This window comes from Ligilactobacillus salitolerans (assembly GCF_003864415.1).
Taxonomy (GTDB): domain Bacteria; phylum Bacillota; class Bacilli; order Lactobacillales; family Lactobacillaceae; genus Ligilactobacillus; species Ligilactobacillus salitolerans.
This window is the reverse complement of the sequence record NZ_BFFP01000024.1, coordinates 19,336-39,935: the sequence shown is the minus strand read 5'-3', so window position 1 is coordinate 39,935 and position 20,600 is coordinate 19,336. Positions and strand designations below refer to the sequence as shown.

19 protein-coding genes and 1 riboswitch are annotated in these 20,600 nt (G+C 46.5%); of the genes, 13 read left to right on the top strand and 6 right to left on the bottom strand.

The window, feature by feature from the left end:
- Nucleotides 1–1,110 (bottom strand): ABC transporter ATP-binding protein (locus LFYK43_RS07610; protein ID WP_148095612.1); only part of this gene is annotated, 1,110 nt, incomplete at its 3' end.
- Between the two features lie 222 nt (nucleotides 1,111–1,332).
- Here LFYK43_RS07610 and LFYK43_RS07605 point away from each other — a divergent pair.
- From LFYK43_RS07605 to LFYK43_RS07595, 3 genes are read left to right on the top strand one after another with little or no spacing between them, the layout of a single operon-like run.
- A complete protein-coding gene (locus LFYK43_RS07605; RefSeq protein ID WP_124977032.1) occupies nucleotides 1,333–2,631 on the top strand; it encodes an ABC transporter substrate-binding protein in 1,299 nt (432 codons plus the stop codon).
- A 30-nt stretch (nucleotides 2,632–2,661) separates the two neighbouring features.
- A complete protein-coding gene (locus LFYK43_RS07600) occupies nucleotides 2,662–3,516 on the top strand; it encodes a carbohydrate ABC transporter permease (protein ID WP_124977030.1) in 855 nt (284 codons plus the stop codon).
- The gene (locus LFYK43_RS07595) at nucleotides 3,513–4,334 is read left to right on the top strand and encodes a carbohydrate ABC transporter permease (protein ID WP_124977028.1); all 822 of its coding nucleotides are present in this window, start codon (nucleotides 3,513–3,515) and stop codon (nucleotides 4,332–4,334) included. Before LFYK43_RS07600 ends, LFYK43_RS07595 begins: the two co-directional genes overlap by 4 nt.
- A 371-nt stretch (nucleotides 4,335–4,705) precedes the next feature.
- Here the strand turns inward: LFYK43_RS07595 and LFYK43_RS07590 are convergent, their stop codons facing one another.
- The 3 genes from LFYK43_RS07590 to LFYK43_RS07580 all read right to left on the bottom strand — a co-directional run bounded on the left by LFYK43_RS07590 (nucleotide 4,706) and on the right by LFYK43_RS07580 (nucleotide 9,285).
- Nucleotides 4,706–5,527, bottom strand: coding sequence for a Cof-type HAD-IIB family hydrolase (locus LFYK43_RS07590; protein WP_124977026.1), 822 nt, complete (start codon nucleotides 5,525–5,527; stop codon nucleotides 4,706–4,708).
- Between the two features lie 263 nt (nucleotides 5,528–5,790).
- The gene (locus LFYK43_RS07585; protein ID WP_124977025.1) at nucleotides 5,791–6,696 is read right to left on the bottom strand and encodes a proline iminopeptidase-family hydrolase; all 906 of its coding nucleotides are present in this window, start codon (nucleotides 6,694–6,696) and stop codon (nucleotides 5,791–5,793) included.
- A 159-nt stretch (nucleotides 6,697–6,855) separates the two neighbouring features.
- Nucleotides 6,856–9,285 carry a Xaa-Pro dipeptidyl-peptidase gene (locus LFYK43_RS07580; RefSeq protein WP_124977023.1) on the bottom strand — a complete coding sequence of 810 codons (2,430 nt, stop codon included), beginning with the start codon at nucleotides 9,283–9,285 and terminating at the stop codon, nucleotides 6,856–6,858.
- Between the two features lie 149 nt (nucleotides 9,286–9,434).
- Nucleotides 9,435–9,559: riboswitch (FMN riboswitch) on the top strand.
- Between the two features lie 137 nt (nucleotides 9,560–9,696).
- Between LFYK43_RS07580 and LFYK43_RS07575 the strand changes: the two genes are divergently transcribed.
- Nucleotides 9,697–10,293 carry an ECF transporter S component gene (locus tag LFYK43_RS07575; protein WP_124977021.1) on the top strand — a complete coding sequence of 199 codons (597 nt, stop codon included), beginning with the start codon at nucleotides 9,697–9,699 and terminating at the stop codon, nucleotides 10,291–10,293.
- 298 nt (nucleotides 10,294–10,591) lie between these two features.
- On the opposite strand, the gene LFYK43_RS07570 is transcribed toward LFYK43_RS07575, so the two are convergent.
- Complete coding sequence (locus tag LFYK43_RS07570; protein ID WP_124977019.1) at nucleotides 10,592–12,025, bottom strand: APC family permease; 1,434 nt, start codon at nucleotides 12,023–12,025, stop codon at nucleotides 10,592–10,594.
- 335 nt (nucleotides 12,026–12,360) lie between these two features.
- Here LFYK43_RS07570 and LFYK43_RS07565 point away from each other — a divergent pair, with 335 nt between their 5' ends.
- The 9 genes from LFYK43_RS07565 to LFYK43_RS07525 all read left to right on the top strand — a co-directional run bounded on the left by LFYK43_RS07565 (nucleotide 12,361) and on the right by LFYK43_RS07525 (nucleotide 19,085).
- The gene (locus LFYK43_RS07565) at nucleotides 12,361–12,987 is read left to right on the top strand and encodes a guanylate kinase (RefSeq protein ID WP_124977017.1); all 627 of its coding nucleotides are present in this window, start codon (nucleotides 12,361–12,363) and stop codon (nucleotides 12,985–12,987) included.
- Between the two features lie 67 nt (nucleotides 12,988–13,054).
- On the top strand, nucleotides 13,055–13,489 hold the full coding sequence (locus LFYK43_RS07560; protein ID WP_124977016.1) for a Fur family transcriptional regulator: 435 nt from the start codon (nucleotides 13,055–13,057) through the stop codon (nucleotides 13,487–13,489).
- A 181-nt stretch (nucleotides 13,490–13,670) separates the two neighbouring features.
- Nucleotides 13,671–14,129 carry a hypothetical protein gene (locus tag LFYK43_RS07555; RefSeq protein WP_124977014.1) on the top strand — a complete coding sequence of 153 codons (459 nt, stop codon included), beginning with the start codon at nucleotides 13,671–13,673 and terminating at the stop codon, nucleotides 14,127–14,129.
- Between the two features lie 15 nt (nucleotides 14,130–14,144).
- On the top strand, nucleotides 14,145–15,056 hold the full coding sequence (locus LFYK43_RS07550; protein ID WP_229717997.1) for a DUF6681 family protein: 912 nt from the start codon (nucleotides 14,145–14,147) through the stop codon (nucleotides 15,054–15,056).
- Nucleotides 15,057–15,487: 431 nt separating this feature from the next.
- On the top strand, nucleotides 15,488–16,228 hold the full coding sequence (locus LFYK43_RS07545; RefSeq protein ID WP_124977012.1) for an amino acid ABC transporter ATP-binding protein: 741 nt from the start codon (nucleotides 15,488–15,490) through the stop codon (nucleotides 16,226–16,228).
- 12 nt (nucleotides 16,229–16,240) lie between these two features.
- The gene (locus LFYK43_RS07540; RefSeq protein WP_124977010.1) at nucleotides 16,241–17,074 is read left to right on the top strand and encodes a transporter substrate-binding domain-containing protein; all 834 of its coding nucleotides are present in this window, start codon (nucleotides 16,241–16,243) and stop codon (nucleotides 17,072–17,074) included.
- Complete coding sequence (locus LFYK43_RS07535) at nucleotides 17,071–17,709, top strand: amino acid ABC transporter permease (protein WP_124977007.1); 639 nt, start codon at nucleotides 17,071–17,073, stop codon at nucleotides 17,707–17,709. The genes LFYK43_RS07540 and LFYK43_RS07535 overlap by 4 nt, the downstream gene beginning before the upstream one ends.
- A gap of 13 nt (nucleotides 17,710–17,722) precedes the next feature.
- Nucleotides 17,723–18,376 (top strand): amino acid ABC transporter permease, encoded by a 654-nt coding sequence (locus tag LFYK43_RS07530; protein ID WP_124977006.1) that lies wholly within the window; start codon nucleotides 17,723–17,725, stop codon nucleotides 18,374–18,376.
- 292 nt (nucleotides 18,377–18,668) lie between these two features.
- Entirely contained in the window at nucleotides 18,669–19,085 is a 417-nt protein-coding gene (locus LFYK43_RS07525) for a GNAT family N-acetyltransferase (RefSeq protein ID WP_124977004.1), read from the top strand.
- A gap of 45 nt (nucleotides 19,086–19,130) precedes the next feature.
- Here the strand turns inward: LFYK43_RS07525 and hflX are convergent, their stop codons facing one another.
- Nucleotides 19,131–20,399, bottom strand: coding sequence for a GTPase HflX (gene hflX / locus LFYK43_RS07520; RefSeq protein ID WP_124977002.1), 1,269 nt, complete (start codon nucleotides 20,397–20,399; stop codon nucleotides 19,131–19,133).
- Nucleotides 20,400–20,600: the final 201 nt, after the last annotated feature.

The following is a 20,600-nucleotide window of genomic DNA, read 5'->3' as shown; positions in this document are numbered from 1 at the left end:
ATACATTCTTGCTCCGCTCTCTGCATCAAAGAAATAGAGATCCTCCGGTGCCACTTCCATAGTGACATCCCGGTTGCGATCACTGCCTGTGATCTTGCGATCGATCTGGGCAACGATGCTCCGCCCATCTGTTTCTAGATACAGTAAGGTATAGGCTCCCATGTATTCCGCATAATGCAGCTCTGACTTAAACTTGAATTTGCCGTCCATTTGCGTTTCCTGTGCTGTTTTTTCATTCAACGGACTGGTTTTTTCTGGGCGGAACCCAACGAAGATCTCTTTTTCTTCTGCGGGGATCAGGTCATCTGGAATAATTCCCTGCAGATCATAAACATTATTGTCTGTCTTGAACTGGCCGTCCGGCTGCAAGAAGCCCCGCAAAATATTCATGCTGGGTGAGCCAATGAAGCGGGCCACGAAGATGTGATGCGGGTCGTCGTACAGGTCATCGGGCGAACCAGTCTGCATGATGATCCCATCGCGCATGACAATGATCTGATCGGCCATCGCCATGGCTTCAGCCTGATCGTGGGTGACATATAAGGTCACAGTCCCTAATTGCCGGTGCAAGTCGATCACGTCTTGTCTGGTCTTGACCCGCAGCTTGGCATCCAGGTTGGAGAGCGGTTCGTCCATTAAAAAGATCTCAGGATCACGGACCATCGCGCGCCCTAAGGCGACCCTTTGCCGTTGCCCGCCAGATAATTGGGCCGGTTTTTGGTCCAAGTTATCCGAAAGCTGGAGTTTTTCGGCAGCTTCATGAACCTTCTGGTCGATCTCTTCTTTGCTGGTTTTGGCGAGTTTTAAATTATAGGCCAAATTCTTGTAAACGGTCATGTGCGGGTATAAGGCATAGTCTTGGAAGACCATCGCGATGTTCCTTTTCCGCGGGTCCTTGGTATCGAACCTTTCGCCGTCCACTAATACCTCGCCTTTGGACAATTCTTCTAAGCCGGCAAAACAGCGCAAGAGGGTAGATTTTCCGCAGCCGGAAGGTCCAACGACCGCGACAAATTGATGTTCATCAATACTTAGACTAATGTCTTTTAATGTATAGTCATCACGAGTGTCATATTTTTTGTACAAGTGCTTGATTTCGATCTTTGCCATTTAATTGACCACCTTTCATCTTAGTCAAAAACTTGCTGTTACTAGCGTGTAGCTCAACCGATGGACCGGGTTCGCTTCGTTGTTCAAGGTTTGAAAGCAGTCTTGCTAAATTTGCAAGGGCTGTCGTAATCGGTTACTACCTTCTTTTTACATCAAATTTGCCAAAAGCGCAATTTTGACAACTTTGCATTTTTACAAGTCTCGGACAGGGGAGGAGTTCTTATGAGAATATTTAAACGGTTGCTGGCTTTGTTCCTGCTAATGATCATGCCTTTTGTACTCAGTGCTTGCGGTTCGAATTCCTCAAGCTCGGATTCGGATCAGAAAGTTACGGTCAATTTTTTTAATCAAAAACCAGAGATCACCGCGCAGTATCAAAAGCTGATCAAGATGTATCAAAAAAAGCACCCGAACGTTAAGATCCAGCTGACTACTGCGGGACAAGGCGGCGGAGCTGCGGCTCTGCAGTCGAAATTTTCATCAGGTGAAGCTCCGGATATCATCATGTTAGGCGGTCTGCCGGATATTGAACGGTATGAAGACCACTTACTGACTCTCAAGAATTTGTCAGCGTCCAAAAACATTTTGCCCCGTCTGGTTTCTGGCGGGATGACGGAAAAGCATCGGCTAGTCGGGATCCCGGTCGACCTTGAAGCTTATGGCTGGGTCATAAACCGCAAAGTTTTCGCTAAAGCAGGTGTTGACCCGGATCAGATCCATAACTACCAGCAGTTTGTCAGCGCGGTCAAGAAGATCGATGCCCAAAAAGATCGTTTGCATCTCCAGGGAGTCTTTGGTTTTAACGGCGCGGATACCAACTCGATCACCTCAATGTCCGCTCAATTTACCTCGGGTTATTACAAAAATGATCAGGTCAAAGCATTTGAAAGCAAGAAGTTCCCGTGGACCCAGGAAAAACGAATGAAGCAATATCTTGATTTAATCAAGCAATACAGTGTCAAACCGATTTTATCAGTCAAATATGACCCATCGATCCAGGATCTGCTGTTTAACGGCAAAGTCGCAATGATCCCCCAGGGTAATTGGGTGATCCCGACCTTAGATAGCCTGGAGAAAAATTGGGTGCAAAATAAGATGGGCATGCTGCCGTATTACGTCAAGGATAATGGCAAGGATGAACTGTTGACCGGCTCATCTTGGTACCTGGGTGTGACTAAAGATCATCCCAGCCATGAAAAAGCCGCCAAAGATTTCATCAACTGGATGTATAACTCCAAAGAAGCTCAGGATGTGATCATTAATGAAATGCGGTTCGTGCCGGCAACGAAGAACTTCAATACGGCACGCTTGCCGGACGATGTTTCCAAGGATATTTATCAGGTCGGGACTTCCAAAAATGCGATGACCCCGATCCATAAGCAATATCCGAACGGTTTTGCCAACGAAGTGATCGGGCCGATGGTCCAACGGTATTTTGCCGGCAAAACCAGCTGGGAAAACCTCAAGCAAGTTATCAGCAATCAATACCGGCAGTTAAAGACAGTGCAAAGTGGGAAATGATCACATGAGCTAATTAAGGAAGGTGAGCATATGCTGAAAAAACATCAATATTACGGTTTCGTCGTACCGGCACTGCTGTTTATCCTCGGGATCATTATCCTGCCCTTTATCGTTGGGATTTTTGATTCTTTCACTAATTCGAATGGTATCAGCCGGGAGTTTGTCGGCTGGCAAAATTACAGCTTGTTGTTTCATGACTACAACTTTCTGCAAAGTTTCTGGCTGACGGTCAAATTTTCCGTGGTTTCGGTGATCTTGATCAACTTGGTCGGGTTGATCTTTGCCTTGATCGTGACCCATAAAGAAAATTGGTTCAACAATACTCTAAAGACCATTTTCTTCGTGCCGAACTTGATCGGTGGGGTCCTGCTGGGGTTCATTTGGCAGTTTATTTTCACCAATGCCTTCAAAGCACTCGCGGGCAACCTGAGCCAAGGCTGGCTGTCGGGCTGGCTCAGCGATGAAACGACCGGTTTTTGGGGGATGGTGATCCTCTTTACCTGGCAGATGAGCGGCTACATTATGCTGATTTATATCTCGTTTCTAAACGCGATCCCGCACAATACGATCGAGGCTTCAATGCTCGATGGCGCCTCGGAAATACAGACTTTCTTTAACGTCAAGCTGCCGCAACTGGCGCCTGCCTTTACGATCAGCCTCTTCTTGACACTGGCTAATTCGTTTAAGATGTATGAACAAAACTTGGCTTTGACAAACGGCGGTCCGTATCGTTCGACCGAGATGGTCTCAATGTTTATTTACAACACGGCCTTCGTTAATTTTCAGCAGGGTTATGCGCAAGCAGCTGGGATCATCTTATTCCTGGTTGTCGCTGCGGTTTCGTTCATTCAACTCTACGTTAGTCGGAAGGGGGAGCGGCAATGAAAAAGTTAAAGGGACAGAATATCATTTATGGAATTTTGGCTGCCGCCGTTGGTTTGCTTTGGGTCTATCCGTTTGTGATCGTTATCGTCAACTCACTGAAGACTAAACGGGGAATTTTTAGTAATCCTCTCTGGTTTACCCATGATTTTACGGGTGAAAATTTTACCACTGCTTACAAGGCTTTAGACTTCACGAACAGCTTCGTGAACTCGGTCTTGATCACGGTTGGGAGTGTGGTTTTGATCACGATCGTCTCGGCCGCTGCAGCTTATGCTTTGACGCGGGTCCAAGTTAAAATGAGTTCATTTGTTTATTATCTTTGTGCAGCGACAATGCTGATCCCATTTCAATCGATCATGATCCCGCTGGTTTCGATGTTTGGGACTTTGAATTTTTTGAACCGGACGGCCTTGATCATTATGAATACCGGTCTGTCAGTCTCCTTATCGATCATTTTGTACTATGGAGCGTTTGAGGGTGTGCCGAAATCGATGGATGAAGCTGCGACGCTCGATGGAGCCTCCGCCTTGCGGACCTTTACAGACGTAGTTTTGCCCGCGGTGAACCCGATGACAGGTACAGTCATTATCTTAAATGCCATGAAATTATGGAACGACTACCTGTTGCCGTCACTTGTAGTTAATAAAAATGGGATGTACACGATCCCACTGAAGATGTACATGTTTTTCGGCGAGACTAATAGTGAATGGCAGTTAGCACTGGCAGGGCTGGTTTTGTCGATGATCCCGATCATTGTCTTATTCTTGCTTTTGCAAAAGCAGATCATGACCTCTGTGACAGAGGGGGCCATCAAATAGAGAAAAGCGTCGTTGTCAAACGGCGTTTTTTTGCGGGCAAATGGTGTGCGTGCTGGGCGCAAGCGATGTGGATACAAGTCAAGCAGAGTAGTATCCAGGAAAGTAAGTCGTGGATACAAGTCAGGCAGAGTAGTATCCAGGAAAGTAAGTCGTGGATACAAGTCGGGCAGAGTAGTATCCAGGAAAGTAAGTCGTGGATACAAGTCGGGCAAAGTAGTATCCAGGAAGTAACCTCCAGAAAAAATGGTTCTGGGGAGATCCTGCGCAGAATTATACTTTGCTCTCCCTGGGAGACCCTTTTTCGAGCTTCCAGCAAAAAATAAGGAACCAGCACTATGCAAAATCAGAGCTGATTCCTTAATTGAATATATTTATGCATCTAAGATCAATTTGTGCAAGGCTTGAGCTACCCCGCTATGGTCATTGTCGGCGGTGACATAGTCGGCAGCTTCTTTTACCGCTGGGACGGCATTACCCATCGCGGCGCCAGTTCCAGCCGCGGCAAACATCGGCAGGTCATTTTGTTCATCCCCGATTGCCAGGAGTTCATCTTTTTGCAAAGCTAATTTTTCAGCCAGGCTTTCCAAGGCAGTTCCTTTATTGGCATCTTTATGCATGACTTCCAACAAGAACGGTCGGGAACGGACGACATAATGGGTGCTTCCAAATCGCTGCTTGAGTTCCGGCTCGAAACGATCCAGCAGTTCGGGGTCATCTGTCAGCCCGAACTTGGCAAAGCGCAGGCTGGCAAAATCCTCTTGATTTGCAAAAACCTGCAGCGGGGCCTGGTACTTGGCTGCTAGCTGGACTGTGTATGCTCCCAGGCGCGCGTTAGTCGTGCACATGGTTGAATCTTCTGCGATCACATTGTAATGCAGCTGGTGAGTCTGGCTGAAGCGGACTAATTCCTGGACTGTTTGCGAGTCCAGCAAATGCGTGGCGATCGTTTGGCCAGTAGCTGTTTGGACTAAAGCCCCGTTGTCAACAATGACATACTGGTCGTCGCCGCTGATCTGAGCCTGATCTAAATAACGTTTGACCCCGGCTAGCGGGCGGGCTGAGCACAAAACGATCTTGACACCTAGATCTAGGGCATGTTGGATCGCGGTGATATTTGCTGGAGTTAGCTTTCGTTCAGGGGCAGAGGTCAGCAAAGTGTTGTCAATATCGATCGCAACTAAATTGATTGACATAATGTGGTTTCCTTTCTCAAAAAATTTGCAAAATAAAAAAAGAATTGGACTTTTTTTGCGTATATATAAGTGATGCACAAAAATGGCATAACTGATGCAGACCAAAGCTGCTTTGACGGGGAACGGCGGAAAACGGTCCTCGTTAGCACAGGCAGACTTTAGCTTCATCAGTTAGACATGCAAAACGGCAGGGCGCTGCTTGCCGTTTTTTGTATGCAAAAAATCTCCCACTCGTTTTACCGCAGCGCGGGAGATCTGATGCTCTAGTCGTTGAAATTGCCAGTCTCGACGTCTTGCAAAAATTGCATCAAGTGTGCGAAGTAAACCGGCGCGTTATCAACCATGTGATGGTGGCCGCCATTTGGTGTTGTCACGAAACGTGCATGCGGGATCGATTCGGACATGCGTTTACCGGTAGCGAGCGGCATGGATTCGTGTTCGCCGTAAGTGATCAGCGTTGGCAGCTGGATGCGATGGATATCTTGACTGCGATCCCAGCCGGCTAATTTGCCGGTCACAACGAACTCGTTGTCGCCTTGGAAATAGTTGTAGACCTGGACACCCATGGTTGGAGCGAGATGACTGATTGCCGGCGGCTGCTTGCGGTCGATGTAGTCGCGGTTGAGCTTGTCGATCAGTTCCTCATAGCGTTCGTTGAAGTCGTTTTTAGCTTCACATTCCTTCAAGAAAGCTAATTCATCCGCTGTAAACTCTGTTTCGCGGATCTTGTTGATATTCTCGATATACTCGTCAATATTATCCGTCATACTTGAAATAATGATCCCTTTCAAATGATCCGGATATTTGAGCGCGTATTCTTGAACCAAAGCTCCGCCCCATGACTGACCAATCAGATAAAAGTCGTCTAAACCTAACTTCTGCCGGACTTCTTCAACTTCATCGACAAAATATTCCATATGCATAAATTTGTCGACGTTTTCTTGTTGTGTAAAGTCAGGCTGGTCGGAATACCATGAACCCAATTGATCGTACATTGTGACTTGAACATTTAGATCTTTGAGTTTTTCAGCAAAGTTCTCATAGTACTCGTGGTTGCCGCCGGGGCCGCCGTGTAAGCAGAGAAGCTGGATATCGCCGCCGACATTATCAGTCCGCGTCCAGAGGTGGTAACCATTATCGAGTGTGATGATCGTGTTTCCCTCGCGCATTGTGTTCACCTTGTTTCTTAAAATTTTATGTAGATAGTGGGAATTTTCCCAACAACAAACATAATTCTATAAGGATATTTTAACATTTTATTGGGCAAACTGCAGAAATTTCCGTAAAAAAAGCATCAGCCAAGATCATCCGACTGATGCCAAAAAGTATTATTTGCTTGTTTGTGTTGCGTTGAAGGTCAATGAGCAGCCAGCTAGGTCCAATTGGTAGGTATTGTCCTCATTGCCGCGCACTGTCATGCCCATATCAGTCGAGTAAACGACTAAACCAAGCTGATGGTCAGCCGGTAAGCGGTAGAAAGTCGGCTGGAGGTCAAATTCCAAGTCGTAGAATTCACCGGGGATCAAGTCATCCGTCCGATAGGCAGCAGTCCGGTTCTGCAAGTTGATGTGGGCTTTGCTGATCATTTTGCAAGGAGTGGGCTTGGTCAGCTGAAATTCATTTAGGTCGTCTTCACGCCAGTGATAGCCGCTGCTGATACTTTTGCACCCTAAAATAGCCGGAATTACGCCTAAACGTTTGGCTTGACCGTAATCGACCAGCATTACTGACAGCAGTCCATGATCCAGACTGGCGGATGCTTTTAGCTTCAAATGCGCCGCCCCGCGCACCACCAGTTCTTCAGTTAGCGGTTCTGTCTTAAAGATCAGCCGGTTATTAGCCATGACCTTGGAATTTTGGTCTAGCAGTTCAGCTTGCCACGCCGTTTCACTCTGGCGGAATTTTTTTAGGTCTGGTTCAGGCAAATGGTCCTGGAAACTCAGGCAGTGCTTCGCGGCAGCTTTGGTTAAGGTCAGCTTTTCCGGTGCCAAAAACAATTCCCGGCTCAGCGTGGCAGTTTGTTCCCAGTCAGGGTATTCGTGCCAAGTTTCTGGTTGGACGTTGTCTTGGACCAAGACGTCCGGCAAGAGTTTTTCAGCCCCATTATCGACTGCATAAAGTTCATGTGTCAGCCACAAATTGATCATTTCACTGTAATCCAGCGAACGGAAGGCATTAATGTAGATATGCTGCCCTTGGTGTAAGATCAATTTGCGTGCGACCGGCAGATCTGCCAGGGCATTGTATAGATTATAAACGTTGCGCGGTTTGACGTTCCAATCGTTTAAGCCATGGACCATCAAGACATCACACTTGATATTGTGGACGTTTTTTAAATAATTGCGGGCATCCCAAAATTCATTATAATCACCGGTTTTGCGGTCTTGTCCGGCTGTGATTTCAGCCAGTTGTTGGGCAAACGTTTCTTTAGCTTGCAGATAGTCCGCCCCATCGAGTTGCCGGCTGAAACATTCTTCTGCCAAAACGTCAGCATCCTCTCCAGGAAAGCCGCCCGGTGCGACCACCAAGCCGTTTTCACGGTAATAATCGTACCAGTTAGAAATTGCAGCTTCGGAAATGATCGTCTTTAGACCGTCAACACCCGTGGTCGCTGCGGCGGTGGCCAAGGTGCCTAAATAAGAGCGGCCGGTCATGGCAACTGAACCGTTGCACCACCATGCTTTGATCTCGATATTATCAGTGCGGTTGGTAAAGGCACGCCGGTTGCCGGCCAGCCATTCGATGATCGCGATCGTTGAAGCTGTTTCGGCAGGGTCGCCACAGGTCCGCACGCCTTGCGACCCGCGAGTACCGATCCCAGCGGCATAGACGATCGCGAACCCGCGCGCGGCCAAGTAATCGTTTAAGGTGTAAGACTGTTCCCGGGCAAAGCTTTCCTCAGCTTGTTGCGCTTGGCCTTGGACCTTTCTTTTGGGCGGGAGTTTAGTTTCCGGCGCGTGGTATTCGATGTCTGCATAAGTCAGCTCGTTAGGTTTTTTGCGGGTCAAAGGAGTGTCGACATTGTGCATCATTTTATCTCCCGCCTCATCATTAGTCCCTTGGTTGTAGGGACTGGCGGTATAAACGGCTGGAACTTTTAGCCCGGCATTGGTGTCTTGTGGACGCAAGATCTCCGCTTTGAGCAGGTCCAGTTGACCATCATGGTCGGTGTCCAGACTGGACTCAATGTAGACGACCTCACGGATCAGCTCGTCTGTATTGAAAACAGGCTGTGATTTGCCGTTAAAGAGCAGTGGCTTTTGGCTGGCCGGCAGATCTGTCAGGGCAAGAAAGTAGCCTTGGCTGGCTAAGGTATCGAGCAGAATCTGACCATTTTTGCCCCGCGTGTTGAGGAGATCGTACCAGGCAGCGATCAGGTCAGTGACCTCAGAAATCTGCGGGTGGTAGAAAAGGTTAAAATCCTTGAGTGCTTCTAATGGCGCAGCAATTTGAAAATCATCCCCGCAAGTGAAGCCCAGTAACTGCAAACCCACCGTGTAAAAAGCAGCAGCGTCAACGGTGTGCTCTGCGGTGAAATCCCAGACGTTTTGTGTCGCTGACGCTAGGATGTTACCGATCTGCTGGCGCAGGACGGCTTGGCTCTTGGCTTGCGGAAATGACTTGGATAAAAATGAGAGCCAAAGTTCGTTGAGGTCAGTTTGCGGCGTGACCAGCTGGTCTAAATAAGAGATCTCCTGTAATTCAGCAACTTGCTGGCGGTAGGGAGTTGAAACACCGGAGTATTGATTAAATTTCATTTCTTTACCTTCCTTGCCTTGATATAGTTATCAATCATTATACCGCAAGGACTGTGGAACTGCAGTTTTAAAGGCGGAGGAAAAAATTTGAGCTAAACCGCTTGCAGTTTAACTTCAAAAATGTTACCATACTAAGGTAAGTATATTTGGTTTATCTTCAGGGCAGGGTGAAATTCCCGACCGGCGGTGATAGTCCGCGACCCTTATCGTGTGATAAGGTTGACTTGGTGCGACTCCAAGACCGACAGTAAAGTCTGGATGGAAGAAGATAGAGTAATTTGAAGTGTGCAAATTAACTCTGTTGTCCTGAAGCGGCGGCAGAGTATTTTTGTGTATTCATTACCTGTGAAGATAAACCTCTATTCAAAGGGTGCGGGCAAAACCGGCCTGAAAATAATGGAGGGTTTAATAATGAAGGATAGTTCAATGAAAAAATGGGTCATCGCAGCGGGTTTGGCAGGTGTTTCTTACCTTTTAAGATTCATCGCTTTTCCAATTATTCCGCTGGTCCCGTACTTAAAGATCGAGTTCGCTGATGTGCCCGTTTTGCTGGGCTTTTTCGCTTTAGGACTTAGCGGGGGGCTGACGATCGGCCTTTTGCGCTCGGTACTTTTTTTCATCGTCTCGGGTGTTTCTTTGCCTAACCTGATCGATGCTTCGACTGAGTTTATCTCGACCCTAGCGATCGCTTTGCCAGTTTACCTGATCTTGCGCGGTAAGGACGATCCGCGGGTCAAAGACTACTTGCTGGCTGGACTAGCCGGGACGGCCGCTTTAACACTGATTTTGGCAGTCGCTAATGTGGCGGTGATCATGCCTGCATATATCTCGGCTTTAGGGATGCAGCTTTCCTTGCCGATCAGCAAAATGGTTCTTTATGGCGTGATCCCGTTCAATCTGCTCAAGGGAGCGTCGGTCATCGCAGTCTTTGCGCTGGTTTATGCTAAGATCCACGGCTGGCTTTCTGCTAAGGCTGCCGGCTTCAAAGTCAGCCACAAACAATTCTAACTATTATTGTTCCGTCATTAGGCCGGTAAATTTTCGCGTTATTTGAGAATTTGGCGGTCTTTTTGTGTTTCGCAAAGTTATTTTTCGCTTGAACTAGACTAGGAGTGATTGCAACAAAATGTACGGCCTCAAAAGGCTGATTCTGTCATAGCTGCTGGTGGACTATCAAAGAAACGTCCGAGCTCCTAAGGTCGGCCACAAGTTTGGCAAAGTAACGTCCGAGCTGACAAAAAGAGCAAAAAAGCTTCCCACCAAGACCTGATAGTCATTTGACGGGAAGCTTTTGCATTTAGGCTAGTTATTCAGCTTTTTTAGAGGCGCCGTTTTGGCTGACGGGATCTTTTTGAGCTAGTTGACTATGTTTGATCCCATAGCCAAAGTAGATCACGATGCCAAGGACCAGCCAGATCAAGAACATCAGCCAGGTTTCTTTTGACAGCTGGGTCAGCATCAAAATACAAAGAAGGACTGAGATGATCGGCAAGACCGGGTAGAAGGGTACTTTAAAGCCGTTTTCGTTGGGGATGTCCTTACGCTTGCGCAGGGGGATGATCCCTGCTGAAACAAAAGTGAAGGCCATCAGTGTTCCGATATTGACCAGGTTGGTCAGCTGATCTAAGGATAACATACCACCGGTGAGACTGATAATGATCGTGACGACCAGCATACTATGCTGCGGCAGGTGGTTTTTGTCGTTGATCTTACCCAAAAACTTAGGGAAAAGACCATCGCGGCCGATCGAATAAATTAGTCGGGAAGCGGAGTAGATCATCGAGACCATCATCGTGAACATGCCAAGCATCGCACCGATCGAGATCACACCAGCCGCCCAATTTTGATGGACAAGCTGTAAAGCGAAGGCCACTGGATTGCCGACATTGAGCTTAGTGTATTTGACCATGCCAGTTAAAACAATGGAAACCAGCATGTAAAGCACAGTACAGATCACTAAGGTGCCAATGATCCCGCGCGGCATATTTTTTTCAGGCTGTTTAACTTCGGCAGCTGCCGCTGAAACACAGTCGAAACCAAGGTAAGCAAAGAAGACCAGCGAGGCCCCCGTGAAGATGCCTTTAGAACCAAACGGGGCAAAAGGAGTCCAGTTGCTTGGTTTAATGTAGAAAGCCCCCACTAAAAGGAACAGGATAATGATCGCAATTTTGATCACGACCATTAAGTTATTGATCTTCATCGAGGTTGAGACACCGCGAGATAAAAGCCAGAAAATAAACCAGACGATCAAGACCGCTACCAGGTTAAAGTAAGTTCCGTGGGCTGGGTCAAACGGACCATTGAAGGCCTGTGGGATATGTAAATTAAAACCTGCAATAAAGGAATTGAAGTAAGATGCAAAGCCGGTCGAAACAGCGGCCACTGCCAGCATGTATTCTAGGATCAGCGACCAGCCTAAAAACCAGCCGGTACCTTCGCCGAAAATAACGTTACCGAAAGAATAAGCACTTCCAGCAATCGGTAACGCCGAAGAAAATTCCGCATAACACATAGCTGCGGTGGAACAGACGATGGCTGCTAAAACGAAGGACAAAACGATACCAGGGCCGCTATGGACAGCAGCAACTGTACCGGGTAAGATGAAGATCCCCGTTCCGATCACTGCCCCCACGCCCATTGCGATCAGGTCAGAAGAACCTAAAGTTTTTTCAAAATGCTGATCTTGGTCCAAGTAACGTGACAGGTCCTCCTTGCGGGTGACGCGTTCCCTTAAACTCATAAAAATACCTCCAGTTCAAAATAAAATATTAGTTTAGTTAAAAATGAGAATTTAATTAAGACTGATTTGATACGTATGTGAAAACAGTATACATAAGGTTATAACACAAAGCATTAGAATGTTAAAGTTAAATTAGAACTTTTTTTGCAAACGAGAAAAAATAGCTGCTGGCTTTACTGTACTTTTGCGATCGTGACAGGGAAAAATTCACCAGACGAAATAATACCCAGAAAAATGAGGCAATGTTAAAATGGAAAAATAGGTTAATACGATAATACATTTAAGATTTATGGTTCAGATCAGTCACTTATAGGATCATTTTAGGGGGAATTTTCATGAAGCAAGTGGTCGTGATCAGCGGCGCACCAGGGACCGGCAAGACGACTGTCCGCAATTATTTAACCAAAGAATATGGCATGCAGAAAGTCCTGACGCACACCACCCGGCCGAAACGGACGGGGGAACAAGAAGGCGTGGACTATTATTTTGAGACGGATGCCACGTTTTTTGAAAATCATTTTCTCGAGCATGTTGAGTATGACGGCAAAAAATACGGCTCCTCCTTAGAAGGTCTGCAAAAAGCTTGGCAAAAACATGATTGGGCAGTAATCGTTTTAGATACAGCGGGCGCAATCTCATACTTGCAGCAGCTGCCGCAACAAACTTTGGTCTTGTACCTAACTAGTAGTCAAACGCAGCAAGCGGTGCGCTTAGCCCAACGCGGCGACACTTCTGCGCTGATCAAACAGCGTCTGGCCAGCCAAGAAGCACAACGGGACCTCCATTTGCCCCAGCAATTGCAAGGGCATGCCTGTGTCATCCGCAATAACGACTGGGAGCAGACCAAGCAAGCTTTGGCTGACTGGCTCCAAACGACTGGTTCCTCGGTGGATCAAGCTCCAGAAGAGTTGGCGCGCCCCAAGCAAAGTGACCATGAACAGGCGGCTGAGGAGAAGGGTTAACGACTGCAGCTTTCTATGCTATGATAGTTAATAGTAATAATTACATTTTGTAAGGGATGTGGAAGATTTGATCGCTGACGCAATTCGGATCTTGAAAAATAATCAGTATAAGCTGACCAAGCAGCGGCGCAGCCTCTTAGAATATTTGAGCGGTCATCGCCATGATTATGTTGAGGTGACTGAAGTTGATAAACATATGCGCAAGATCTATCCGACTATGAGCTACAATACGGTTTACCGGAACTTGAAAGAGTTTGAACAGATCGGGATCATTGAGAGTAAAAATTTAGCGGGTGGGACCCGTGTTAAGTATCAGTGCGACTTTAGCAAGATGCACCACCATCATTTTATCTGCCGCAATTGCGGTGCAGTGCTGGAACTTGAAGAATGTCCTTTAGACTACTTTCAAGAACAGCTCCCAGGAGCCAAGATCGAGGGCCATCGTTTTGAAATTTACGGGATCTGCGCTGACTGTGTCGCGGCAGGTGCTGTGCAACAGTAAGGTGAAAGCCCTTTTTTATTTAAATAATTTAAAAAAATCTAAGATTGACTCAAAATGCATTCACCCTGCAGGGTAATTCTTCTATAATAAGAAGATGATGGCTGAGAGTCTGAGCAGGATTTGTCAGACCAGCAAATTTCCGTGAAAAATTATCATGGCAAAAGAAAAAGGAGGGGCAAAAATGTCCAAAAGGACTGCACCTTTTATTACCCCATTTGCAATTTTTTCAGCCGTACTTGCTCTGGGCGCGACCAACGTCGTTGTCAATACGGCTACACATTCGTCTGAAGGAAAAGCTAGGACTTCGGTCTCTTCCAGTTCGATGCCTGCTTCTAGTTCTTCGGTCGTTTCTAGTTCCGAGGACTCCCGCAGCTCAATGAGCGAACCGAGCAGCTCTTCGGAAGACACTAGTTCAGCTGATTCTGCTTCCTCGGAGGATAAGACACAGGATTCTTCAAGTGCTTCATCAACGGATGAAAATGAACAGGCCAGCAGCAGTTCGGCTTCACAGAATAGTTCATCTGCTAACCAAAGCAGCACCAATGAACAATCCAGTTCTAATAACGACCAGCAAAATAATGCCGGGACTAATTCCACTAACGACAATACGACACAAAATAACCAAACGACAGGCGAATAGGGAGGGTGATAGTCGATGTTTACATTAATTCAAACCATTGCCGCTTCACTGGGCTACGTTAATTTGAGTGTGAAACTTAAAAATCAGATCTACACTCTCCTGGCGGCAGTAGGTAATTTTTACCTGCTTTACGTCGCTTACCGCTTCTTTGCGAACGGCTTCCCTGTGCGTGGTTCACTCTTCATCTTAGCTTTTTTAGCCATCGCTTATTTTTGCTATCTGAATATCTTTTATTATTTCACTTCCAAAAAAGCTAAATTTGATGTTTCGCCTAAAATTGAAAAGGTCTTGCATATTCAAGGTAAAGACCCGCTTTCTGAACAGCCGCAGGTCAAACCTAACGGCGGCCGCGGTTTTATTCAAACCAACGGGATCTTCGAAAATGAAGAATTTTTGCCCGCAACGCTGGATATTTCTCCAGTCCAAAGCGGGAACTTGCAGGCGGTGGCTAAAACCTTGCGTGAGATCGGCTTTTTCACCGATGATTACGCCGGTTTAAACGATAAGCAGATCTTCAAACAAGCCCAAGAGACTGGCAAAGAAGTCCCTGAGCTGCCAGAACCGGTGGCATTGCCATACTTTGCAATGTCAGTTAATGATCAAAAACTTGTGATCCGCGGCGGGGTCAATCAGATGCGTTCCGTTGATGTCGCCACCGTCAAAACGGTGGGGCTTTTGCCCGCGGTAGAGGCGGCGCAGAAATTTGATCTGTTCTTGGCAACGGCCGTTTTGACTGGCGGACCCGCTAAAGCAGCAGCTCGCCAAGGTGTGGTCGAAGTCGAACATCCCTACAGTTTAGATGTCCGGATCGCCTACCGGAAAAAAAGCTCGGACAGCTCCCAAAAAGCTGTGAAAGACAGTAAACATGAGCCCCGCTCACATTCTAACAATGATGAGCATCTGAGTCGGGCGCACAAACAAGAATAACACTTAGCTCACATTGTCATGTTAGTTATTCAATTGCCTTCTGCACACGCAGAGGGTATTTTTTAGTGGTTTTTGAACCTAAAAGGGGACAAAACGAAGAAGAACAGGCGGTAACATAAGTATGTTAGAAGAAGTAGTTAAAAATTGCTCTATTAATATCATTTTTAGCTCACAGCTCAGAAAACAATCAAATATTAGAAATAAAAATTTTTAAAAAAATAAACATTAGAAGACGCGGCTGACTGAAAAAACTTTTTTGATCCTGATAAATACTTGATTTAAAAGGGTTTATGCGGTTGAAAACGGCAAATACCTCTGAGGTGGGTCAACGGATTTCTTGCTTTTATTTGTTTTTTTCTATAAAATTATTAGTGTGACTAAAAAGCAAATTAAAATTTGCATACTCTATATGATGAAAGCAGGCGATGCAGATGGCAATGATCGAGTTCAATCAGTTAAATAAATACTATGGTGACTTTCATGCTCTGAAGGATATCGATTTGAAGGTCAATCAAGGTGAGGTCGTTGTTGTGATCGGACCTTCAGGTTCAGGTAAGAGTACCCTGATCCGGACGATCAATGGTCTGGAAGGCTTTTCTGACGGTCAGTTAGTCGTCAATGGAATGGATCTTTCGGATAAGAAAGCCGATTTAAATGCCTTACGACGTGATGTCGGAATGGTTTTCCAGCACTTTAATTTGTATGACAATAAGACAGTCTTGGAAAACGTGATGTTAGCACCCCGACTGGTTTTAAAGCGGGATGAAGCAGAGAATAAAAAAATTGCGATGGAGTATCTCAAGCTGGTTGGCCTGACTGACAAAGTTGATTCTAAACCGCGCCAACTTTCAGGCGGGCAAAAACAGCGTGTTGCGATCGCGCGTTCACTTGCGATGCGGCCAAAAGTCATGCTTTTTGACGAGCCGACGAGTGCGCTTGATCCAGAAATGATCGATGATGTTTTGAATGTTATCAAAGAGATCGTCCACACGACCGATATGACGATGGTCGTTGTGACCCATGAAATGGGCTTTGCGCGTGAAGTGGCTGACCGTGTTGTCTTTGTTGACGGGGGACGGATCGTCGAGGATGATCCGGCAGAAGAATTTTATAATCATCCAAAAGAAGAACGTGCACGGCAATTCTTAAGCAAGATCATTGTGCACAAATAGGAGGGAGTTAGCATGGCAAAATGGTTCAAAAGAATGCTTTATTTACTAGTGCCTGTTTTTTTGCTGACACTCCTGACCGGTTGCGGTGCTAGTAAAAAACAGGCCGATGTTTATCAAAGCACCAAAGATGCTAAGAAAATCGTTTGGGGCGTCAAAGCCGACACCCGGCTCTTTGGTCTGATGAACGTTAAGACTGGTGAGATCGACGGTTTTGACGTTGACTTAGCCAAAGCCTTAACAAAGCAGATGTACGGCAAAGATGCACAAGCAGAATTCGTGCAAACAACAGCCAAGACCAAGGTCCCTTTGCTGAAAAACGGCAATATTGATGCAGTTGCGGCTGCGATGACTATCACAGATGATCGTAAGAAAATCGTTGATTTTACCCAGCCGTATTTCGGTGCCGGCCAGTCTCTGCTGGTAAAAAAGGGCAGTCCGATCAAGTCGATCAAAGACTTAAACAAGAATGGTGTCAAGGTGATGGCGGTCAAAGGAACGACAGCCGTTGATAATGTCCATAAGTATGCTCCAAAGGCGCGAGTCTTAGAATTGGATGACTACGCGCAGGCTTTCACAGCATTAAAATCCGGACAAGGCGTTGCAATGACTACGGATAATGGGATCTTATACGGGATCGCTAAAGAAAACCCAGACTATGCGGTCGTTGGCGGGGCGTTTACCAATGAACCCTACGGTTTGGCGGTCAACAAAGGTCAGGGCAAAATGCGTGATGAACTAAATAAAGCCTTGAACGAATTGCAAGCTGACGGGACATACAGCCGTTTGGTGAAAAAATGGTTTGGCGGCATCCCCGGCTTTGATATCAAGGAGGTGGAAGAACCATGATCCAGGTACTTACAAACAACTGGCCCACATTGTTGACAGGCTTCGGCAATACATTGCTGTGCAGCGTGATCGCGTTGTTCTTTTCGCTGATCATCGGTTCTGGCTTTGCGATCATGGAGACCCTGCCTAATAAGCTGTGCCGAATTATCGCTAATACCTACATTGAAATTTTCCGCAATATTCCCTTGCTGGTGATCACGATGTTCTTTTATGTGGTCGTGCCGCAATACGTGCTCAAGATGTCCGGCTTCACCGCTGGGACGATCGGTTTGACCTTGTATACCTCGTCTTTTATCGCTGAAACAGTGCGGGCGGGGATCCAAGCCGTCGACACTGGGCAAATGGAGGGGGCACGGTCTACTGGCTTGACTTACTGGCAGTCGATGCGCTACATTATCTTGCCGCAAGCCTTTAGATTGGTGATCCCGCCTTTGGGTAACCAGTTTATTAACTTAATCAAAAACTCGTCTGTCTTAGCCTTTGTGGCTGGTTTTGATTTGATGTATCAAGGCGATGCCTTAGCTTCAGCGACATTTGATACCTTTAATACGTACTTGGTGGTTGGGGTCTTTTACCTCATCTTAACGCTGCCGTTGAGCTATTATATGCGGCACTTGGAAAAGAAATTAGCCTAGGAGGTGAGAAAAGATGTCAATATTAAGTCAAGCTTATTCATGGATCAACCTGAAGTTTTTATTAGCCGGTCTGGGGGTCACGATCGAAGTTTCTCTGATCTCGATCGCTTTGAGTTTCGCGATCGGTCTGATTTTGGGGATCATCCGCTATGTCGGATTTAAATATGTTTCCGCAGCGGTAGGTTTTGTGATCGATATTGTTCGTAACCTGCCTTTGCTGCTGATCATCTTTTTCACCTACTTTGCCTTGCCGCAAACGGGTCTAAGGATGTCAGCGATGTCAGCCGCGATCACAGCTTTAGTAGTTTTTGAATCCGCAATGCTGGCTGAAATTGTCCGCAGCGGGATCATTGCTGTTGACCCAGGACAAATGGAAGGCGCTCGTTCGACGGGGATGAGTTATTGGCAAGCGATGCAGCATATTATTTTGCCGCAAGCACTCCTAAAAATGATCCCGCCGCTCGTGTCGCAGTTTATTTCCCTGATCAAGGATACGTCTTTAGCGACGATCATAGTGCTGCCGGAACTGTTGTACCGCGCACAGATCATTTACGGGCAAGATACCCGCTACATGCTGCCGATGTACTTAATGATCGCGGTGATGTACTTCATTGTCTGCTATGCTTTGTCATTAGTAGCGAGAAGACTTGAGAAGAGATTCGGATAAAGAGAGATAACAAGTCAGCTTCGTCGGTAAATTTTTACCAGACGGAGCTTTTTTATTCCAGCATGATGAACAGAAAGCCCGCTTTAAAATGAGTGATTTGACGGTAAATAAAAATAATATCTCATTTTTATCAGGCAGTTCCTTGATTAAAATAAATAAAAAAAGCCAAAATTTGGGGAAAAACAGATTTTTATCTTGAAAATAAGCCTTAGTTTTTCTATAATAAAAGTCATGAATTTATCATTCTATTCTAATCTTAAGACTGGATAATAGCTTGAAAGGGGATGGAAGCATGGAGCTGATCGTGAATCCCAGACTGACAAAAAATGAGATCACTGTTTTGTACAGTTCTGTAGGTTGGCAAAAAGATGTCGAAAATATTGATAATCTCAAAAAAGGTCTCAGGAAGTCGTTTGTGATCGCTGCTTACGAAGACCAGCGCTTGATTGGCCTAGTACGGGCTTTAAGCGATTTTTCCACCATCGTATATATTCAAGACTTGCTGGTGTGTCCGCAAGAGCAAGGAAAAAGGATCGGTAAAACGTTAATGCTCCACCTGCTGAATTATTTTGGAGCGGTCGGCCAGGTCGTGGTCGCTGCTAAACCCAATAATGATTCACGCAAGTTTTTCCGTTACTTGGGCTTCCAAGAGGGAAGCGACCGTCAATTATCAGCCTACATAATGGATCGCCGAGCCAGAGCAAATTAAAAAGAGCAATGACAAGTCCTAAACTTATCATTGCTCTTTTTGCTTTTACTTGCTTGTTTCAAATTCAAACCGCTGCATGATCCCAGCGGTTGCGGGCGAAACCTCAGCGGTGATCAAAGTGCCTTCCGCGGTGTAGTCAGTTTTTTGGATGGTGGCATTTGAATTGAGCTGTTCTAGGAACTTGCCTTGATCAAACGGGATCAAGTAGGTCCGCGTGACAAAATCCGCGAAAACCGTTTTTTTGATCATCTGGCTGAGAAGCTTGATCGACTCTTCATCCCTGGCGGAGAAGGTGATTTGGTCGCCTGCGATTTCCGGGTAGCGTAAGCCTGGGGTCAAGTCGGCCTTATTGAAGGCATAGATCATGGGGATCCCGCGCACGCCGATCTCTTCTAAGGTCTCTTCTGTTGTTTTGACCATTTGTTTGGCATGAGGATCCGACACATCAACGACCTGCACCAACAGGTCGGCTTGCGCAGCTTCAGCCAAGGTGGTCTTGAAGGCTTCAACAAGCTGGTGGGGCAGGCGGGAGACAAAACCGACGGTATCGCTGAGCAAGATCTGCTTATGGTCGTCGAATTCCAGGTGCCGCACCGAGGTATCCAGGGTCGCAAACAACATGTTCTTTTCTAGGACCTGCTTGTCCGGGTCTTGTCCAGTCAACGACAACAGGTGGTTCATAGTCGTGGATTTGCCGGCATTAGTGTAGCCGACTAGTGCGACAGTTTTTAAATTCGAGCGGTCGCGAGATTTACGCTTGGTTTTTTCTTCCGCCTCAACTTCTTTGAGCTGTCGGCGTAAGTGAGTGATCTGGTCTTGGATCGTCCGCCGGTTTAATTCCATCTTAGTTTCACCAGCACCACGACTGGTGAAGCCGCCGCCGCTCCCGGCAGTCTGCTGGTCAAAGCGGTTGAGACTAGAAGTCCGCAGCCGCGGCAGCCGGTACTGGAGCGAGGCAATCTGGACTTGCAGCTTGGCTTCGCGGGTCTGGGCGCGGCGGGCAAAGATCTGTAAGATCAAGGCGGTCCGGTCGATCACGGTCAAACCAGTCTGATCTTCACAATTGCGCAGTTGAGTCGGCGTCAGCTCATCGTTCATGATCAAAAACTCCGCTTCAGTTGCGCTGGCGGCTTCCTTGATCTCGGTCAATTTACCGCTTCCAAAGTAAGTGGCAGTCACCGGTTTGTCCAGCTTTTGAATGATAGTTAAGTCAGGTTTAATTTCCGCGGCTTCGGTCAAGGCCGCAAGTTCGCTCATTTCATAGTCAAAATTTTCTCTGCCGGTATCGATCCCGGCAAGAATTGCAAGATCCATAATTATTACCTCATTTCATCAGTGAGTGGGAAACAGGCAGCTGGATGGCTGTCCATTCAACTTGCTTGCTGACTGTATTATAACATTATCCCAGTCGTTTGCCGCAAGCGTGAGTAAATGATGAGTGCTTGGTGGGGAATTTGAAAAAATGTAAGTTCCAAATGAAAGGCTGTTTAATAAAAAAATCGTTGAAATGAAAAT

What these genes read in the sequence shown, in the direction of transcription:
- LFYK43_RS07540 (WP_124977010.1), top strand. Translation starts at nt 16,241, where the DNA reads ATGGCAAAATGGTTCAAAAGAATGCTTTATTTACTAGTGCCTGTTTTT.
- LFYK43_RS07580 (WP_124977023.1), bottom strand. Translation starts at nt 9,285, where the DNA reads ATGAAATTTAATCAATACTCCGGTGTTTCAACTCCCTACCGCCAGCAA.
- LFYK43_RS07565 (WP_124977017.1), top strand. Translation starts at nt 12,361, where the DNA reads ATGAAGCAAGTGGTCGTGATCAGCGGCGCACCAGGGACCGGCAAGACG.
- LFYK43_RS07535 (WP_124977007.1), top strand. Translation starts at nt 17,071, where the DNA reads ATGATCCAGGTACTTACAAACAACTGGCCCACATTGTTGACAGGCTTC.
- LFYK43_RS07605 (WP_124977032.1), top strand. Translation starts at nt 1,333, where the DNA reads ATGAGAATATTTAAACGGTTGCTGGCTTTGTTCCTGCTAATGATCATG.
- LFYK43_RS07545 (WP_124977012.1), top strand. Translation starts at nt 15,488, where the DNA reads ATGGCAATGATCGAGTTCAATCAGTTAAATAAATACTATGGTGACTTT.
- LFYK43_RS07585 (WP_124977025.1), bottom strand. Translation starts at nt 6,696, where the DNA reads ATGCGCGAGGGAAACACGATCATCACACTCGATAATGGTTACCACCTC.
- LFYK43_RS07570 (WP_124977019.1), bottom strand. Translation starts at nt 12,025, where the DNA reads ATGAGTTTAAGGGAACGCGTCACCCGCAAGGAGGACCTGTCACGTTAC.
- LFYK43_RS07575 (WP_124977021.1), top strand. Translation starts at nt 9,697, where the DNA reads ATGAAGGATAGTTCAATGAAAAAATGGGTCATCGCAGCGGGTTTGGCA.
- LFYK43_RS07550 (WP_229717997.1), top strand. Translation starts at nt 14,145, where the DNA reads ATGTTTACATTAATTCAAACCATTGCCGCTTCACTGGGCTACGTTAAT.
- LFYK43_RS07595 (WP_124977028.1), top strand. Translation starts at nt 3,513, where the DNA reads ATGAAAAAGTTAAAGGGACAGAATATCATTTATGGAATTTTGGCTGCC.
- LFYK43_RS07555 (WP_124977014.1), top strand. Translation starts at nt 13,671, where the DNA reads ATGTCCAAAAGGACTGCACCTTTTATTACCCCATTTGCAATTTTTTCA.
- LFYK43_RS07530 (WP_124977006.1), top strand. Translation starts at nt 17,723, where the DNA reads ATGTCAATATTAAGTCAAGCTTATTCATGGATCAACCTGAAGTTTTTA.
- hflX (WP_124977002.1), bottom strand. Translation starts at nt 20,399, where the DNA reads ATGGATCTTGCAATTCTTGCCGGGATCGATACCGGCAGAGAAAATTTT.
- LFYK43_RS07590 (WP_124977026.1), bottom strand. Translation starts at nt 5,527, where the DNA reads ATGTCAATCAATTTAGTTGCGATCGATATTGACAACACTTTGCTGACC.
- LFYK43_RS07600 (WP_124977030.1), top strand. Translation starts at nt 2,662, where the DNA reads ATGCTGAAAAAACATCAATATTACGGTTTCGTCGTACCGGCACTGCTG.
- LFYK43_RS07525 (WP_124977004.1), top strand. Translation starts at nt 18,669, where the DNA reads ATGGAGCTGATCGTGAATCCCAGACTGACAAAAAATGAGATCACTGTT.